This window comes from Alteromonas sp. R7 (genome assembly GCF_055755235.1).
Genome location: NZ_JBVTQX010000011.1, coordinates 103,513 through 121,378, shown reverse-complemented (window position 1 = coordinate 121,378; position 17,866 = coordinate 103,513). Strand labels below are relative to the sequence as shown.

The 17,866-nt window shown below is 46.3% G+C and carries 13 protein-coding genes; 8 read left to right on the top strand and 5 right to left on the bottom strand.

What is annotated here, in order from left to right:
• The first annotated feature begins 99 nt into the window (after positions 1-99).
• The 5 genes from AC0J2X_RS16850 to AC0J2X_RS16830 all read left to right on the top strand — a co-directional run bounded on the left by AC0J2X_RS16850 (position 100) and on the right by AC0J2X_RS16830 (position 7,511).
• The gene (locus AC0J2X_RS16850; protein WP_014950641.1) at positions 100-1,713 is read left to right on the top strand and encodes a sodium:solute symporter family protein; all 1,614 of its coding nucleotides are present in this window, start codon (positions 100-102) and stop codon (positions 1,711-1,713) included.
• A gap of 32 nt (positions 1,714-1,745) precedes the next feature.
• Entirely contained in the window at positions 1,746-2,834 is a 1,089-nt protein-coding gene (locus AC0J2X_RS16845; protein ID WP_039226041.1) for a nuclear transport factor 2 family protein, read from the top strand.
• 2 nt (positions 2,835-2,836) lie between these two features.
• Positions 2,837-3,715: a nuclear transport factor 2 family protein gene (locus tag AC0J2X_RS16840; protein ID WP_069944896.1), complete on the top strand. Its 879-nt coding sequence runs from the start codon at positions 2,837-2,839 to the stop codon at positions 3,713-3,715.
• A gap of 997 nt (positions 3,716-4,712) precedes the next feature.
• Complete coding sequence (locus tag AC0J2X_RS16835) at positions 4,713-7,034, top strand: molybdopterin cofactor-binding domain-containing protein (protein ID WP_069944897.1); 2,322 nt, start codon at positions 4,713-4,715, stop codon at positions 7,032-7,034.
• A gap of 3 nt (positions 7,035-7,037) precedes the next feature.
• Positions 7,038-7,511: a (2Fe-2S)-binding protein gene (locus AC0J2X_RS16830; protein ID WP_014950646.1), complete on the top strand. Its 474-nt coding sequence runs from the start codon at positions 7,038-7,040 to the stop codon at positions 7,509-7,511.
• A gap of 373 nt (positions 7,512-7,884) precedes the next feature.
• Here AC0J2X_RS16830 and AC0J2X_RS16825 read toward each other — a convergent pair whose 3' ends face one another.
• Genes AC0J2X_RS16825 through hisD form a run of 4 tightly spaced genes read right to left on the bottom strand, consistent with a single transcriptional unit; the run spans position 7,885 to position 11,624 of the window.
• Positions 7,885-8,631: an HpcH/HpaI aldolase family protein gene (locus AC0J2X_RS16825; protein ID WP_014950647.1), complete on the bottom strand. Its 747-nt coding sequence runs from the start codon at positions 8,629-8,631 to the stop codon at positions 7,885-7,887.
• Positions 8,612-9,331 (bottom strand): alpha/beta fold hydrolase, encoded by a 720-nt coding sequence (locus AC0J2X_RS16820; protein WP_069944898.1) that lies wholly within the window; start codon positions 9,329-9,331, stop codon positions 8,612-8,614. The genes AC0J2X_RS16825 and AC0J2X_RS16820 overlap by 20 nt, the downstream gene beginning before the upstream one ends.
• On the bottom strand, positions 9,324-10,346 hold the full coding sequence (locus tag AC0J2X_RS16815) for a LacI family DNA-binding transcriptional regulator (protein WP_014950649.1): 1,023 nt from the start codon (positions 10,344-10,346) through the stop codon (positions 9,324-9,326). Before AC0J2X_RS16815 ends, AC0J2X_RS16820 begins: the two co-directional genes overlap by 8 nt.
• Positions 10,347-11,624, bottom strand: coding sequence for a histidinol dehydrogenase (hisD, locus tag AC0J2X_RS16810; protein WP_069944899.1), 1,278 nt, complete (start codon positions 11,622-11,624; stop codon positions 10,347-10,349). It abuts the gene before it with no gap.
• Positions 11,625-11,744: 120 nt separating this feature from the next.
• On the opposite strand from hisD, the gene AC0J2X_RS16805 reads away from it, so the two are divergent.
• Genes AC0J2X_RS16805 through AC0J2X_RS16795 form a run of 3 tightly spaced genes read left to right on the top strand, consistent with a single transcriptional unit; the run spans position 11,745 to position 14,533 of the window.
• The gene (locus tag AC0J2X_RS16805) at positions 11,745-12,485 is read left to right on the top strand and encodes an SDR family NAD(P)-dependent oxidoreductase (RefSeq protein WP_069944900.1); all 741 of its coding nucleotides are present in this window, start codon (positions 11,745-11,747) and stop codon (positions 12,483-12,485) included.
• A 15-nt stretch (positions 12,486-12,500) separates the two neighbouring features.
• Positions 12,501-13,505 (top strand): cupin domain-containing protein, encoded by a 1,005-nt coding sequence (locus AC0J2X_RS16800; protein WP_039226020.1) that lies wholly within the window; start codon positions 12,501-12,503, stop codon positions 13,503-13,505.
• 11 nt (positions 13,506-13,516) lie between these two features.
• Complete coding sequence (locus tag AC0J2X_RS16795; RefSeq protein ID WP_069944901.1) at positions 13,517-14,533, top strand: ester cyclase; 1,017 nt, start codon at positions 13,517-13,519, stop codon at positions 14,531-14,533.
• Between the two features lie 72 nt (positions 14,534-14,605).
• On the opposite strand, the gene AC0J2X_RS16790 is transcribed toward AC0J2X_RS16795, so the two are convergent.
• Positions 14,606-17,761, bottom strand: coding sequence for a WD40/YVTN/BNR-like repeat-containing protein (locus AC0J2X_RS16790; protein ID WP_069944902.1), 3,156 nt, complete (start codon positions 17,759-17,761; stop codon positions 14,606-14,608).
• Positions 17,762-17,866 lie beyond the last annotated feature (105 nt).

Below are 17,866 nucleotides of genomic sequence, written 5' to 3'. Positions count from 1 at the left end.
ACTGGCCTGAAATAATTAATGACTTCGAAGTCATTATGTATTAGGTTGAATATTATTGTAAATAGAAAGCGCGCTTATTAAGCAGGCAGAGTAAAGAATATGACTGAAAATTTTGGCGTTTTAAACTGGTCTATCTTAGGCGGGTACATCATTGCGAACCTGTTGCTAGGTTTGGTGATTGGTAAAAATATAAAAAATTCCGACGATTTTTATCTCGGTCAAAAACAAACTCCGTGGTGGGCAATAGGCATTTCGGTTATTGCCACTTACGTTAGCGCCATGACATTTCTTGGGGCACCAGCCTGGGCTTATTCAGAGGGGTTATCCGTTATAGCACTTCATTTGAACTACCCTCTCGTCATCATGGCTGTAATCATATTCTTTTTCCCATTCTTCTATAACGCGGGTGTCGCGTCCATTTACGATTACCAAGAACGGCGTTTCGGCAAGCGTGCCCGCGCCATGGTATCCAGCATTTTTATGCTAAGCCAAATCATGAGCTCAGCAGCTATTCTTTATGCTACCTCTCTTGTGTTGTCGTTCATTACTGGCGTACCTGTAGTGTGGTCTATCGTTATAGTTACTGCCATAGCGCTTATCTACACCATGATGGGCGGCATTACTGCCGTAATTTGGACTGACGTTATTCAGTCAGTGATCTTATTTGTGGGCGCGGGCATTATTATGTACGCCCTGCTTGAAAGTGGCGACACTACGCTATCTTCATCAATGAGCGAGCTTAAAGCTCAGGGTAAATTGAACCCACTTAATTGGGATTTCGACTTTACTGAAGAAACTACAGTGTGGAGCGGCATTATTGCTATGACGCTGTACCACATCACCGTTTACGGCACCAACCAAATGATGGTGCAGCGAACGCTGGCTGCCAAGAATATTGGTGACGCCAAAAAATCTTATTTATTAATGGGTTTCTGCGCGTTCTTCATCTACTTCTTCTTCATTGTACTTGGCGTGTTGTTCTACGACTTTTATCAAGGCAAAACCTTCGAAAACAGCAACACAATCATTTTGCAGTTCGCAACCGATTACGGCTTGCCGGGTTTAATGGGCATTATTGCAGCCGCGGTTATGGCCGCTTCCATGTCTAGCCTAGACTCCTCATTTAACTCGCTATCGACAGTGGCGACTATCGATTTCTACATCAAATACTTCAAGAAAGACGCGTCGGACGCCCATTACCTTAAGGCTTCACGTATTTTTACCTTGTTTTTCGCTGTACTTATTATTTTTCCAGCAATTGGCTACCACCTATTCAGCGAAGGCTCAATTTTAGAAATTTTGTCTAAAGTAGGCTCCTATTTTGTAGGTGCGCAAATGGGCATGTTCTTCTTAGGGTTCTTCTCTAAGCAAACAACCGAAAATGGCCTGATCATTGGCACATTGAGCGGCTTTATTGTTGTGACTTTAGTGGCCTTAAATACAGATATCGCGTGGCCTTGGTACTGCATCATAGGTGCAAGTGCCAACATTGTGGTGTCTATGATTGCTAGTCGCCTTATCGATGGCGTTCAAACTGAATACAACGCTTATACCATTAAAGGGCAGCAGCAACACTTCGCGCGCGAAGGTCTCGATGAGAAAGAGCAAGGATGGTATCGCGTACCCGGCCGTGTAGACCCAATCAACTACATATTGTTTGGGTTCTTCTTACTCACACTCGTGTTCTTATTTTCAATTCAATTTATGTTTTAAAAGCCAAACTCAGCGCTTTTGAGGGAGATTCTATGAGCGAAACATCCATAGCAAAAACGGTGTATTGGCAGCCTCTGCATGACATGCTGGACCCTGCACGAAGTAAAACGCAAACCTTAGCGGGTTTCGATGAAGAGTTTGTCGACTTAGCAGACTATATTTTGCGCATTACCCATCGTATTTGGGAGCAGAAAAACATTGGCGCTTGCTACGATTATTATGCTGACTACTGCCCGGTACATACGCTTGGCGGTTATGCCGACAGTGTTGATGTGGTGGTTCAAAACACGTTAAAAACCATTGCCGCCTTCCCTGACAGGTCGCTTATAGGTGAAGACGTTATTTACCGTGAAGAAGCCAACGATGTGTATTATTCGTCGCACCGTATCACCAGTATTATGACCAATAAAGGCCCCTCTGAATTTGGCGCGCCAACAGGCAAAACCGGGCGTGTAACCACCATTGCAGACTGCATGTGCAGAGACAATAAGATTTTTTACGAATGGCTAATGCGAGACAATAGCTTTCTTATCGCTCAGCTTGGTATTGAGCTAGACGATGCTGCAGCGTTTCAAGCCAAGTTTCCTGTTTCAAGTACGTTTACCCAATGGCTAAATGAAGAGTACGCACGAACATGTGCTAACGAGGCATCGCGCTGGGAAGCATTGCCAGAACAAGACAAGCCGTGGGGCGACTTTGCCAAATCATGGGCCGACCAAATCTTCAATAAGCGCATGTTCAATAAGCTCTCTGACTTTTATAAACCTAATGCGTCAGTGCAGTGGCCGGGCGGACGCCAAGCCACTGGCAATGCAGCTATTGGCGGCATGTTCATTAAGTACTTGGCCAGTTGCCCAGACGCCAACATGGTAGTAGATCACATTTGCGTTACCCATTACGACGACAATCGCGTGAACATTGCGCTTAGGTGGGGACTGGCAGGTCATTACAATGCTACACAAAGCAAATATGCGCAGTTTAATCAGCAACCCCATTACATTTTAGGTGCAACTCATTTTGAGATTGAAGACGGTGTAATAGCCAAGGAGTTTACGGTGTTTGACGAAGTAGCAGCGTTGGCAAACCTTATGCGCAAACTACCACAAGCGACGGAGGCATAAGCATGTTAAGCACAATTCAGCAGTTGCTAGAAAAACAAGACACACAAACACTTACCGCTGCCTTGCTTCATTCAAGCCGCTGGCTTTTAGGAGAAAGACTGCACTACGGGCCAATTCAGCAACGGGGTTTAATGGCTAATTGGCTTGATATTACAACGCATTTTGAGACCGTTGAATTATGCGCGAAGGTGCAAAGTGGTGATGTTGAAGCAGGTGTATTTTGTCTTTCATCAGCATCGACCACCACATACTTTATTGCACAATGCGAACATCGCAATGGCGCTATCAAGCAATTGCTTCAATGGGTAGACAGTGCTTCACTTGCGGCACACTACAATACAAAAGAAGCCCCTGGCTATGACAACTCGATGTCGCTACCTTTTTGGCCCGAGCCAGACCCATTACAGCTGAGCGAATTTGACCCTCAACTTCATCTTAAGACAACCCATGCGGGCATTAACGATGTGGTTGCAAGTAACACTAGCGATAAGAGCAAGGCGCTACTGTCGCAATGGTGGCAAGTGTGGCAAGGCTTCGACACGGCTGGCATCAAAGAACTATACAGTGACGCTACCCATATTAGCGTAAATAGCCAAGTGTTAAACAAAGAAGGTTCCCCTTCTGTCTCGTCTTGGCTGACTCAACTTGAGGGAAAGTTACACCGCCGCTACTGCCAGTTGGAACAAGTAATAACTGATGAAAGTAACGCGCTAGTTAGATGGCGAATAGATGCAGACCTGAAGACTGATAACGGCCTAATACGCGTGCGCCTGCCCTTAGCAACCATGCTTACGTTTAAAGAGAATAAGATTGTGAGCGAGTACTGGGTAGTTGATTCTATCGCGTTTGAAAAACGCTTTGGTGCCCCCCTTCCCTTCTAACCACCCTTTTTAAGCTAACGTATCAGCTTCCAGTCACTAAAATTTGATACGTTAGAATTTTGCGCCTCTCCGTGTGTAGAGGCGTTTTTTTTGGCTTTCTATTAGTGGTGATTAGAGGTTGAGGGGTTAGTTTTTTTGTGGATGCTTTAGTTTTAAGGGACGGCTGTTGGCAAGGAGCGGATATTCAGAAAATTTCCTTGAACTTCGGTCCTGGTCTCAGATTCCTATATGGAAAACATTCATAAAAACGTAAAAAGTGATAATAAGTGATCTGAGGCTATAGCCCCTTGTATTACTGCTGATGACCGTTCAGTCAAGCGGACATCAACAAATTAATAATGCATTTAGACAAATTAGACTCTCCGATTACCGCCAATACTTGTCGAGCCCAGCAGGTTTTCGAACCCGCATAAACCTCAAGCTTTGACGACTACACCATCCAACGATGGTTTTGACTTTGATGCATAAGTTGCAAAACATGCGAGAGCTTGAGCATACAATATGTTGAGGCAAGAACTTCCACAAATCTCATTTCGAATTTTAGGATCACAGTTCAGTTCACTGAATTACCTTGGCGAAAACTCATTTCATATTTTCTTCAAAACACCTATTAGGAAAACCTACCAGAATCAAATACGGCTGCCATTGTACCTAGCCTATGGCGTTGATGTTTCTTACGCTCCGTCCTTAATCAGCGATGGCTCGTTGATGGCAGCCAGCAATGCCCTGGCGGATAGTTATCCATTAGCCAGCACGGGCCGTGGTGAGCTTCTGCCCTTTTGATCAAGAAAATCGCGTTCACAGTGAGTAAAGTCGCTATTACAATAAGGGGATCCCCCTACTTTAGTATTAATTATTATTAATGCTTAATAAAGTGCACGCAATGTTAGCATCTCATTAACATTTATTTAGCAATCTGCAAATACCTACGTTAAATAAACGAATTTTCTTAAGCTTAAGTTAACGATTGAAGGTCTTGACCTGAAACGGAGAATTTATGACAAAAAGCAACCATGCAGAACAAATAGAGACGATTACCTCCTCACAGAAACATGATCAATCCGGTAGTGATGACGAACACATTGTCGAGTTGGAAAACACCGGACGAAGAAAGTTTATTGGTTACATGCTTAAGGGGTCGAGTTTTGCTGTTGCGTTACATATAACAAGCGGTGCTATACGTCCTCAGGATGCCAACGCCCGGTTGTTAGGAATACCGGAACTTGCAGATGAACTGGATTTAACAGATCTGTTGCTTATCTCCGGTGACCCTTTCTACTACGATTATTTAATTAAGATAACGAGTGATAACCGTGTCCGTTTTGAGCTTCCAAGAATGGAAGTAGGGCAAGGTATATTAACTGCTGCAATGATGATTCTTGCTGAAGAGCTGGACGTTGAAATGTCCTCAATTGATGCGACCTTATCTCCGGCAGAGATCAGACGAGCGACTGGTCAAATAACAGGAGGCTCTCACGCGGTAACCTCTCTTTGGGACCCGTTGCGCAAGGTCGCGGCAGCGCTGTTACATAAGATAAAATTGTCAGCCGCAGTGCATTTCGGGATTTCTGTGAACGAAATTAGTACAGAAAATGGCTTTGCAGTTGGTAACGATGGCAGCCGCATTGCTTACTCTGAGCTCACCGCAGGTGTTGAGGGACGCAACGATGCAGCTCGACTGGCAAAGCCTAAAGATCCGTCACAATACAAAATTATCGGTACGCCGCAAAAGCGCGCTGACGCGCGCGATATTGTTACCGGCAAACTAGATTTCGCGATGGATCTCGACATACCAGACGCGATGCCCACTGTTGTCGCTAGGCCACCCAGCTTAGGTGGTTGCGTGATCACGTATGACGATTCTGAGGCAATAGGCCTGCCCGGTGTCCTTGCCATCAAAGAAGTTCCGTTGGATGTTGATGCAAATTCCTCTGGCGTGGCCGTTGTTGCGCGTTCCTTTGGCGAAGCATTTCGGGCGCGTGATGCACTTAATATTACATGGAGTGAGGGTGCTGCCGAACATCTATCTGACGCCGAGGTCATTGAGCAGTTACGTGCGATAAACCTGCCAACCTTACCTAAAATTCCTCTGGCTACCGATTCGGTTGGCGGCGAGTTCATCTTTCCTTATCTAGCGCATGCCCCTATGGAAACCATGACAGCAGTTGCCGATGCAACCGGCTCAAAGATCAGGGTATGGACTGGCGCCAAGACGCCACTTGCAGCACAAGCCAAAATTGCGCGTGAACTTGGAGTCTTACCCACTGACGTTGAGGTGAATGTAATTCAGAGCGGCGGCTCATTTGGTCGTCGCTTATTTTTTGATGCAGCAGTTGAAGGCGCGCGTATTTCACAAATTGTAAACCGCCCCATCAAACTTATGTTTACCCGACAGGACGACACAAAGTTTGGCCGCGCACGACCGCTCAGCTTGCATAACGTAAAAGCGACTTACACTAGAGGTTTTTTATTTGGCAAAAAAGTGTTGTCGTTTGACCATCGAGCTGCGACCGCTGAATTGGATCTCGAACATGGCTTTGGCGAGGGTATTACTGCATTGGGAGGAGAATTAGCTCCCGCTGCTTTCAGCCAGACAGTCTGGCACTCAACGCAACTAGTGCAATATAAGTTTGGTGTAACTTCCTTGCTGCTAAACGAAAAAAAATTCGTTGTGCCAACCTCCTCTTGGCGCGGCATCTACTCCGGCACAGCTGCCGTCGCAAACGAGATAGTTGTTGACGAATTGGCACGCGCAATGAACAAGGACGAATGCCAGTTCAGATTACAAATGCTTGATGATGAGCGCTCCAAAGCTGTTCTGCGGAAAGTTTCTCGAGAGGGCAAGTGGGGAAGGAGAATGAAAAAAGGACGTGCCCAGGGCCTCGGGTTACATAAAGAGTATAAGTCTCGAGCCGCAGTGCTTGTTGAATTACAAACGTTCAAAAATCCGGAGAAAGAATGTAAAGTCACTAAGATTGTTGTTGCGCTGGATGTGAACCGAGTATTGAATCCAACCGGCCTAGAGGCGCAAGTTATCGGTGCGGCAACCGATGCCATTACCTACATGATTCGCACCAGTTTACACCTCGACAATGGCGCAATACGCGAGAGCAGTTACGGCGATTTTGAAATTGCTCGAATGCGTAACACGCCACCGGATATTGAAGTGCACTTTATGCCGCCTAACGGAGAAACACCGGGAGGTGCAGGCGAGTTGGTAGTGCCTGCGGCGGCAGCGGCGATAGCCAACGCATTTGCCAGGGCGACGGGTATTGCACCACGTCGTTTTCCACTTCGTGACTTCTATCCAGAGGGTTAATTCATGCCACAAATTACATTTAATGTTAACAATAACCCGGTTTCTATCGACGCTGAAAACGACGATGAGCTCCTGTATCTCTTGCGTGATCGACTTGGTATTACTGGCCCAAAATATGGTTGCGGTGTTGGCGTGTGTGGCGCTTGCACTATCTTTAAAGACGGGGAACTAGCCCGCCCATGCATTGTTCCGATGGAAGAAGTGGAGGGTGCATCGCTAACCACTATTGAAGGGCTTGCGGTCGATGACATTCTGCATCCGGTGCAAGAAGCATGGATAAACGAAGATGTCGCTCAGTGTGGGTTTTGTCAGGCGGGACAAATTTTAACCGCCGTCAAACTATTGGAGTCTAATCCCAATCCCAACGATGATGACATTGATGATGCTATGAGCGACAACATCTGCCGCTGTGGTACCTATCATAGGATTCGAAAAGCCATTAAACATGCTGCAGCTTTGATTCAGCAGACGACATAAGAGGCTAATTTTTGGGGAAATGGGTTGGTCTGAGAAGAACACCTTAATTTATATAAGCTCAGAACTAATCTGTGTATTTCGCCTACAGGGTTGGTCGCCTTGTAGACTGCTTAAAGCGAATTGCATGAATTTCACTGCTTTTAATTGGAGGGCTGCTCTACGTACACACCTGCCACTCAAATACGTGCAAATTAAAACAGGGACTAGAGTATTCACTCCATCAAATCATAGGCTCTTTAAAAACAGTCAAGCATCTCTCACTGCCCCTCTACCGAGAAAATTGAGACAAGAGCCACACAAAAACTCGCAATGTTCATTAAAAAGGCAGCCAAAAGACTGCCCCAATCAAAACAAAAAGTATAACTCTGTATTTTTACGCCTTATCAAACGTCTCGCGCAGAGCTTTGGCGCCACTTAGCATAAAACCGTGGTCAGAACCTAGTAAGAACAGAGAAACGCCTTTTTCTTTCCAGTAGGCCAACTCTTCTAAATTACCCACGAACATGCCTGTAGCTTTTCCTGCCTTGTGACTTACTTCAACCAAGTGTTCAACCGCTTGTTTAACTTTTGGGGCGTCTGCACTGGTTTCGCCAAGTGCTACGGTTAAATCCATACGACCTATAAACAAGCAATCGACACCGTCAACGTGTGCAATGGCTTCTATGTTGTCAATTGCGTCTAAATCTTCAAGCTGGGCAACAATACTAACGTTTTTGCCCGCCTCTAAATTTTCACTCAGTGGCTTTGTTGTGTAGCCTGCAAATCGGCTTGAACCTGCATAGCCTCTTCCGCCTGCACCGTAGTGGCAATGTCTGACGATAGCACTTAACTGTTCCGCCGTTTTCACATGTGGCACAACCACACCGTCTGCGCCCATATCCAGCACATTTAGCAGTGTTTCTGGGGCATCGTTTGGTGTTCTTACTAGAACAGGCATGTTCCCTGCCCTTGCCGCAAGAATGCAGGTGTCTAAATCCTGTCTTGAAAATGGTGCATGCTCAGCATCTAAACACAATACATCCATGCTAGCGTGCGCCAATACTTCAATTACATTGTAATGGGGCGTTTTTATGAACGTACCCAAAAGGCTTTGCTTGTTTTTAAGCGCTTGTTTCAGCATGTGCTGCACCTCCGAAAAAGTTATACAAATGCAGGTTCACTTGTGCGCTTTGCTCAAGCATTGCGAAATGCCCCGCGTCTTCAACCAGCACCAATTCGCTATTTGCGGCCAGGTTATGCATTCTTTGCTGTTCTGAAGGCGGACAAAGCACATCGTTACAACCGCCAATTATCAGCATTGGATGTGCGCAATTAGCTAACAGTTCGCTAGCGTCCGGGCGTGTTGCAAGAATTTCGAGCTGGGCTTTATAGCGCTCAATCCCCGTATCCTGCGCCATCTGAGCAATTAGTTCCATTAGTTCTTCATTGGGTTTATGTAGGTATACATTGCTAAACTGATCGTGAATAAGCGTGTCTAGACCATGCGAAACGGCATAGTTTAGATGCTCGCTTCTGGCTAATCGCCCTTGGGGTTTGTCTGCATGTGCATTGCTGTCTAGCAATGCTATTTTTTCAATTCGCTCGGGAGCGCGCGCTAAAAGTTCAAACGCCACCATACCGCCCATTGAAAAGGCGCAAATGCTGAATGGCTCGCCTTCATCAAAAAGATGTAACGCGTGACTGGCAACATCGCTCAGGTTGTCATGCTGGTCATACTCTAAGGTAATGCACTGATGACCAGCATTGGTTAAGGTCGTTATTTGGTTGGTAAAAACATTTCCGGTACAAAGGGTTCCGGGTATAAATAATAGTTTACTCATTATCTCTTGGCGCAGCGGCCACTGAGTTTCCTTCAATGAGCTTGCCCGGCCAGTAACGTGTCTCTGGCGGTATATCTGGGCTCTCAATTAAGTTAACCAGGGTTTCTACTGCTGCTTTTGTCATAAAATAGGTTGGCTGACTTACGGTAGTCAGCTGGTAGCTGTGCCACGATGAAGCACTGATACCATCAAACCCAACAACTGAAATATCTTCAGGTACCCGCAAATTCAGGTTTTCCCGTATTTCGTCAATGGCACCAATTGCCATTGTGTCGTTGGCACAAATAATTGCAGTAGGAAGCGCATTTTTCTCGGCATAAGCACTTAAGCACTCTCTCGCCGAGTCATAGCTGTAGTCGCCATAAACCACGTTGGTGTCGGTAAACCCATGAGATAATAAGGCATTCCTTGCTCCACTTAACCTTGCGCGGGCCACATCAGAATCTTTTGGGCCAGCCATAATTAAGAAGTGCTGGTGATGATGGTTAACTAGAATATCCACCAACATGCGAAGGCCTTGGTCATGGTTACAACATACCGAGCTTACACTGTGATCAGGAAGCTCACGGTTATACAACACCACTGGAATATTGTGTTTAGCAAACTGCGTGACACTGTCGGGTTCGAAGTGCGCTGTAAGCGCAACTACGCCGTCGACCTGGTACGCTAATATTTGCTCAATAACCGTTTCTAGCTGCTCTGCGTCATCAAGTGTGAATAACAGCACCCGCTTGTTTTTCTCAGCGATGTGTTTATTTAGCTGTGCCAATACTTCAGGGAAGTTCACATTAGCTCGCGATGAAATAATTACCGCAATCATGCCCGTGCTTTGGTTTATCAACATGCGTGCAATGGCGTTAGGTTTGTAGCCTAACTCCTCTGCGGCTTTTAGCACTTTTTCACGGGTTTTCTTAGATACGCTAACGCCCGGGCGATATACCCGCGACACTGCCGACTGAGAGACTCCTGCTGCATGGGCAACGTCATATGACGTCACCCTATTTTTTTTATTCAATTATTTTTTTCCGTAACGACGTAATCGAATGTCAGCCTGTTCTTTGTGACCTGCAAAACCTTCAATTGCACATAAACGTGAACAATACTCGCCAACCATCACTGAGGCTTCTTCCGTAACACGCTGGTATGTACAGGTTTTTAAGAATTTACCAACCCATAGACCTCCAGTATAACGACCTGCGCCCTTCGTGGGTAGAGTGTGGTTTGTACCAATACATTTGTCGCCGTAAGACACATTGGTTTCAGGGCCTAAAAACAGTGCACCGAAGTTACGCATGTTCTTTTGAAAGTACGGCACGTCTTTCGTCATAATTTGAACGTGCTCAAATGCTAGGTCGTTAGCGACCTCTAACATTTCATCATAGGTGTCGCATACAATGACTTCACCGTAATCTCGCCATGCGACAGAGGCCACATCTGCAGTAGGTAAAATAGTTAACTGGCGCTCTACTTCGGCCATAGTATCTTTACCCAGTTGCTCGCTGTTGGTAAGCAACACGGCCGGAGAATTAAGCCCATGCTCAGCCTGCCCTAGCAAATCCGCCGCACATAATTCGCCATCAACACTGTCGTCAGCAATAACTAACGTTTCTGTTGGACCCGCAAAAAGATCAATACCGATGCGCCCGAACAATTGGCGTTTTGCTTCGGCCACAAAGGCATTGCCCGGCCCAACAATCATACTTACCGGTTCAATAGTATCAGTGCCCACAGCCATAGCGGCAATCGCCTGTACACCACCAAAGGTATATATTTCATCAGCACCGGCTAAGTCCATGGCTACAATTACCGCTGGTGCGGGTTTACCCTGAAACGGAGGAGTAGCAGCAATAACCCGTTTCACACCAGCCACCTTTGCCGTAACAATGCTCATGTGTGCTGAAGCCACCAGCGGATACTTACCACCGGGTACATAACAACCCACACTATCTACCGGAATATTTTTGTGGCCAAGCACTACACCGGGCAGCGTTTCAACTTCAACGTCTTTCATTGACTCACGCTGAATGGTCGCAAAGTTTCGAACTTGTTCCTGCGCCCATTTGATATCGCTAATCTCTTGTTCGGTTAACTGCTCATAACATGCGTCAATTTCTTCACGACCCAACCTAAAAGACTCCGGAGTCCATTTGTCAAACTGACCAGAGTATTGCGAAACAGCTTCGTCTCCGCGTTTTTCAATATCGCTAATTATATTTTCAACTATCTCTTTAACTTTCTGATTATCAATTGCTTTTTCTTCAGCCTGCTTGCCTTGCTTCAAGTACTTGATCACGGTCTATTCCTCTACAAAGGTGAATTAGATGTTACATTAATCGAACAAATATTTATCTTGATCTTCACCAAAAATTACATAAGAATGACTTCGAATGCAATTATTATTTTGAGGTGACATGTGGCTTTCTCTCAAGACCTATTAAAAGACAAGACAATTTTGGTTACAGGTGCGGGTAAAGGAATTGGTAAAGCGTGTGCTTTATTGGCTGACGCATGTGGTGCAAATGTTATTGCTGTGGCGCGTACCGAGAGTGACCTTGTGGCGCTTAAGAATGAGAGTTCAGAAAGGCTAAGCTTTTGGGTGGGAGATGTTCAAGATAAGGCGCTTTATGAAAAGATCCAAGCACTTCCCCTCCTCCATGGGTTAATCAATAACGCCGGAACGAACCGCGTTGCGCCAATGCAAAAACAGAGCGATGAGAATATTGACGATATTTTGAGTTTGAATATTCGCTCTGCATACAAAGTTGCGCAGGCTGCCATTACGCCAATGCTTAAAAGTCAGGCTCCATCCATTGTTCACATGTCATCACAAATGGGCTTTGTGGGCTCTCCTGGCCGCACGCTTTATTGCTTAAGCAAACACGCAATTGAAGGCTTAACGAAAGCCATGGCTGTGGAACTGGCGCCGAATAATATTCGCGTCAATAGCGTAGCGCCAACATTTATTAAAACACCAATGACTGAGCCGATGCTTCAAGAACCAGCGTTTGCTGAAATGGTGATGAACAACATTCCCTTACAACGCTTAGGCAGCGTCGAAGACGTTGCTAACGCGTGCATATTTCTACTTAGTGAATTGTCTATGACCACCACGGGTAGTTGTCTTAAAGTCGATGGCGGTTGGACCGCCCATTAAATACGAGGTATCACTGTGTCAGTATTATCCGAGCGTTTAGTCCGCTATGAAGAATTAATCCCATGCCGCAACGCGTTTATCGATACGCGCTCGCCAGGCAGTGATCAAAAAGAGAACTTCACCATAATTGGTCCAGGTGTCGCCGAAAACCCTGACCAGCACGTTCACATTGCTATTCCGCACGGCTTTAACATTGGCGGAGCTCGTCAGCCTCCCGGCTGCCTTAACTCGCAGCATAGCCACCTAACCGAAGAAGTATTTGTTGTGTCTCAAGGTAGCTGGCACTTTACTACTGGCGTTGAAGGCAACGATGCCGTAGTGCGTATGGAAGAAGGCGATATTATTTCTATTCCTATGGATTTGTTTCGCGGTTTTGAAAATGTAGGCGACGGCACGGGATACCTTTACGCAGTATTGGGACAAGACGATCCAGGTCGTGTACTTTGGGCTCCTCAAGTTTTTGATATGGCCAGCGACTACGGGCTTGTCTTGCTCGAAAACGGTGGTTTAGTTGATACTACTCTGGGACAAAAAATTCCTGAAGGCGTTGCGCCTATGCCAAAAACATCGGCAGAACAAATAGCGCAACACCGCGTAATTGATGATGAAGCGTTAGAGCAGTGCGTGGTGCGTTTAGCTGATTTCCCGTTTAGCAACAACACGGCATTAACCCAAGGAACCGACGTTTTAGAAGCACCGCTTATCGGCCCTGCAAGTGCCGATGAAAAACTTGGTGAAACAAAGCTAAACTGGTCTCATGGATTCTGCGTTCGCGCCCTTAAATTCAAGCCGGGTGCTTTTATTACTACGCATAAACGCTTCGAGGAAGAAGTAGTATATGTGCAAGAAGGCAGCATAAAAATGCTTGTTGACGGCGAAGCGCTCATTCTTAATAAAGGCGATACATTTACCACACCTATTGGCGCAGCTCGCAGTTTTGCGCAGCAAGGTGATGAGGTAGCATTAATTTATGTGACCCGACGTGGTGACACAGCCAAAGCCCCAGAATTTATTGATTAGAGGCCATTGCGATGTCTACTTTTTCAAATATAGCACTGAAAAAAGCGTTTCTTCCTTTTCGAGAAGCACAGTACGACTTTGACCTCGAAAAGCTAAAAACGCTGGGCGATACCCTTTTTTCACAGGATGCCGCCATTAAGTTTTGTGTGCCTTTTGATGACATGACAGGCCACCGCGAAATGCTAGATAAGGTGTATGCGCCACTGCTGGAGTCTGTCCCCGATCTTGAGCGCCGCGATACCATAATTATGGTTGGCGAGGACGACAAACAATTGCGCTGGTTAGGTTGCTGTGGTTACTACACTGGGCGTCTTGAAAAGCCTTGGTTAGACATCCCTGCGACTGGCGATCAAATTCATATGCGCTTTCATGAATTTTATCGTTTTGAAGGCGACACCATAGAAGAAGTTCAAGCCATTTGGGACTTGCCTGAAGTCATGATGCAGGCAAAGTGCTGGCCGTTTAGTCCAAGCTTAGGTACCGAGTGGCATGTGCCGGGGCCAACAACCCAAGACGGAATACACTTGTTTGAAGAAGACAAGTCGCTTACCGCACAGAGCCATCAGCTTGTGCTTGATATGCTAAATAGTTTAGGAAAATTCGCCGAAGGCGGTGTTGCTGCCATGAACCTAGACAAATACTGGCATCCTAAATCAAACTGGTATGGCCCATCTGGTATTGGTACCGGACGCGGTATTCAAGGCTTTCGCAATACCCATCAGGAAGCGTTTTTAAACGGGATGCCTAACCGCGTGGGCGACCCCGCAAACGGCCATTTGTTCTCCGAAAACAATTATGTGGGGTTCACTGGCTGGCCTGGCATGAGCATGACCATTTCAGGCGATGGTTGGCTTGGTATCGTGCCAAACGATAAGTCTATCACCATGCGCAGCTTAGATTTTTGGCGCAATGAGAACGGCATGATACGCGAGAACTGGGTGCTAATAGACTTACTTCACGTTTACCGTCAACTTGGTGTTGATGTATTCGCCCGAGTTAAACAGTTGACCCGTAACAAGTATCGATAACTCCCGTTAAAGATGCTTTTTGCCCCGTATTACTACTACGTAATACGGGGCTTTTTTATGGTTACCTCAATCCTATAAACTCTCTAAATCAAACGCGCCTTGCTTTGAGAGCTTTTCGTTTAATGGCTTCACTTCTTCACCAAATAAGGTTTCTAGCTGTACTTTATACTGCTGCCACTTTGCGTCTAAGTCTTCCAACCGTTTTAGTGCACCAGCTTGTGCAGGCGCGCCCGTTCTGTCGAAGTTATCCATCAAGAAACGTACTTGTCTGTCGAGCATATTCGGCCAGTTAATGTCATCTTCAAAAGTTTGATGTTTGGGCTGAATAACCAACGCTTCCCAGTCGTCGATTGCACTAACAATGCGCTCGATTGAAGCCGACACATCGCTTGCCAGCATTACGTTATCTTCAGACACACCGTCTAATTGTGCTCGCACATCACGGGCTTTTTGCAGGTGAGCAAACAAATCATTCAGTAAGGTTTCTGTAGCCTGAATGCTCTTTTCAACCACTTGTAGCTGCGCTTTATCTGCTTCTTCTCTTGGGTCTGGAAGTACTTTAAACACGCGGGTTTGTGCCTGTTCACCTACGGTAATTTTCGCTTTGTAGTCTCCAGGCATAACACGGGCGCCGTTCCAACCGCCAAACAGTTTTACATTCTCGATGCAGTTCAACGGCTCACGTCGAAGATCCCATACAAATTCGTTGTAACCCGCTTTTGTTGCAGGGTGTTTAAATTTAACAGGGCTGCGAACGTCTTCGTTACCCTTCGCGCACTTCTCAAATGCACTGGGTGCAGACGACAGTGTGCGAACCAGCTCGTTATCGGCATTAAATATATCAATGCGTAGCGTTTGCTCTTCTTCTAATGCGTCTTTCAGGTAATAACGGAAGGTAGCGCCACGTGGTGGGTTTTTCGCTTGAGGCTGGTCAGTCATGCCACCGCCAGATAGCAAGCGAATGCCATCTACGGGTTCAAACTGAAACAGCACTTCGCCATCTAGCGACTTGTGCACTTCACGTAGCGGACCCATGTCGTCTAATATCCAAAAGCCTCGCCCTTGGGTTGCAATGACCAGATCATCACCTTTAACCTGCATATCGGTAATCGCCACAGGCGGCAGGTTTAAGTCTAATTCTTGCCAGTGTTTACCGTCGTCGAAACTAATAAACATACCGCTTTCTGTACCCGCGAACAGCATACCTTCGCGCTCTGTATCTTCACGCACTACACGAACAAAGGCGTCCTCTGGTAGGCCTTCGTCAATACGGTTCCAGCGCTTGCCGTAGTTGTCGGTTTTGTAAATGTAAGGCCTGTAGTCATTTAATTTATAGCCTGCTACCGCAACGTAAGCTTTGCCTTGTGCATGAGGGCTAAGTTCTATGGCATTGACCTGCGCTTCTTTTTTATGAGGCGTAACATCTTTCCAGTTTTTGCCCTCATCACGGGTTATATGCAGCTTACCGTCATCGGCTCCAACCCAAAGCTCGCCTTTGTTAACTGCCGATTCGGCAATATAGAAAACCGTGTTGTAGTATTCAGCCCCAGCTTGCTCATTGGTAATGGGTCCACCGTTCAAGCCTTGCTTTTCAGGCTCGTTACGGGTTAAGTCTGGGCTGATTTCTTGCCAATTCACACCGCGATCTGTGGTTTTTAAGATCATCTGCGTGCCATAGTACACGGTGTCAGGATCATGCTTTGACACTATCACTGGAGCATTCCAGTTGGTACGGTACTTTTGATCCCGTGCGTTTCTGCCAAACACATATTCAGGGTATGGCATTATGGGGCGCGTAAGCCCGGTGTCGCGGTTATACTCTGTTAGCGTGCCATTGATGGTAGTGGCGTAAATAAGGGTTGGTTCGTCTGGGTTAAACGCAATATGCGCACTCTCGCCGCCGCCAACAGAAAACTGATCCTCTATTCCCATACCGTCGCCCCAAGTTTCAGACGGGGTTGCCATGGTTGTGTTATCTTGCTGTCCGCCATAAACATAGTAAGGGTTTAAGTTGTCGGTAATTACACGATAAAACTGCGCCGTTGGCTGGTTGTAAATGCTTGACCATGATTTACCACCGTCGAAGGTAACGGTTGCGCCACCGTCATTAGCGTTGATCATGTTTAAGCTGTTTTCCGGGTTTATCCACATATCGTGGGTATCTCCGTGGGGCAGAGATTTAATTTCGAAGGTTTTGCCGCCATCAATGGATTTATGCAGTTGCACATTCATCACATACAGGGTATTTTCGTCGTTAGGGTCAACCTTAATATGATTGTAGTACCACGCACGGGCTTTAAGAATATTGTCGCCGTTCATTAACGACCACGACTTGCCTGCATTGTCACTGCGATATAGACCGCCTTCTTCAGCCTCGATAATGGCGTAGAGGCGCTTTGGATTAGACGCGGCAATATCAACACCCACTTTACCGATAAGCTTAGGTAACCCTTTTTCTAGCTTGTCCCAGCTTTCGCCGCCGTCTGTTGACTTATAAAGGCCACCGCCCTCACCGCCCGATTTAATAAACCAAGGTGTTCTGCCGTGATGCCACATGCTGGCATAGAGAATTCTCGGGTTAGTAGGGTCGATAGCTAAGTCGGCAGCGCCCGTATCTGCGTTCACTTTTAACACATGCTGCCATGTTTCACCGCCGTCTGTCGTTTTGAATATACCGCGCTCTTCATTCGGCCCCCAGATATTGCCCTGCACTGCAGCCCAAGCTATATCAGGGTTAGTGGGATGTATGCGAATTTTAGGGATTTGACCCCGTTTATCTAAGCCTACCAGCTTCCAGGTTTCACCGCCGTCTGTAGATTTATAAACACCTTTTCCGTGGCTAGTAGTTACACCTCGAATAGGGCCTTCACCCGTACCTACATAAATAACGTTAGGGTCTGAAGGCGCAACGGCGATAGAACCTATGCTGCCTACCTTAAATGTTTTATCGGATATGGCTTTCCAGGATAAACCCGCGTTTTCGGTTTTCCAAACACCGCCACCTGCGGTGCCCATAAAATAAAGGTTGGTGTTACCTTCAACCCCAGTAACCGCCACCGAGCGCCCACCGCGATAAGGCCCAATAAAGCGATACTCCATTCTATCGAAAAGCTCAGGATTAACCGTATCTTCAAGTGCGAATGCAGAATACGAGAAACTAGAAAGTGCGCTCATGCAAATGGCTAGCGCAGCCACTATTTTCCCAGAAACTAGTCTCTGTGAAACCATAGAAAGTGCCTTGTCGTGTTTTTATTTTTAATAAGAAGAACTTCTTATACTGCTTTGTTAGAAGCGTGATGGCAAAAGTTTTTGTGGGTTATCTTTCTATGTTCA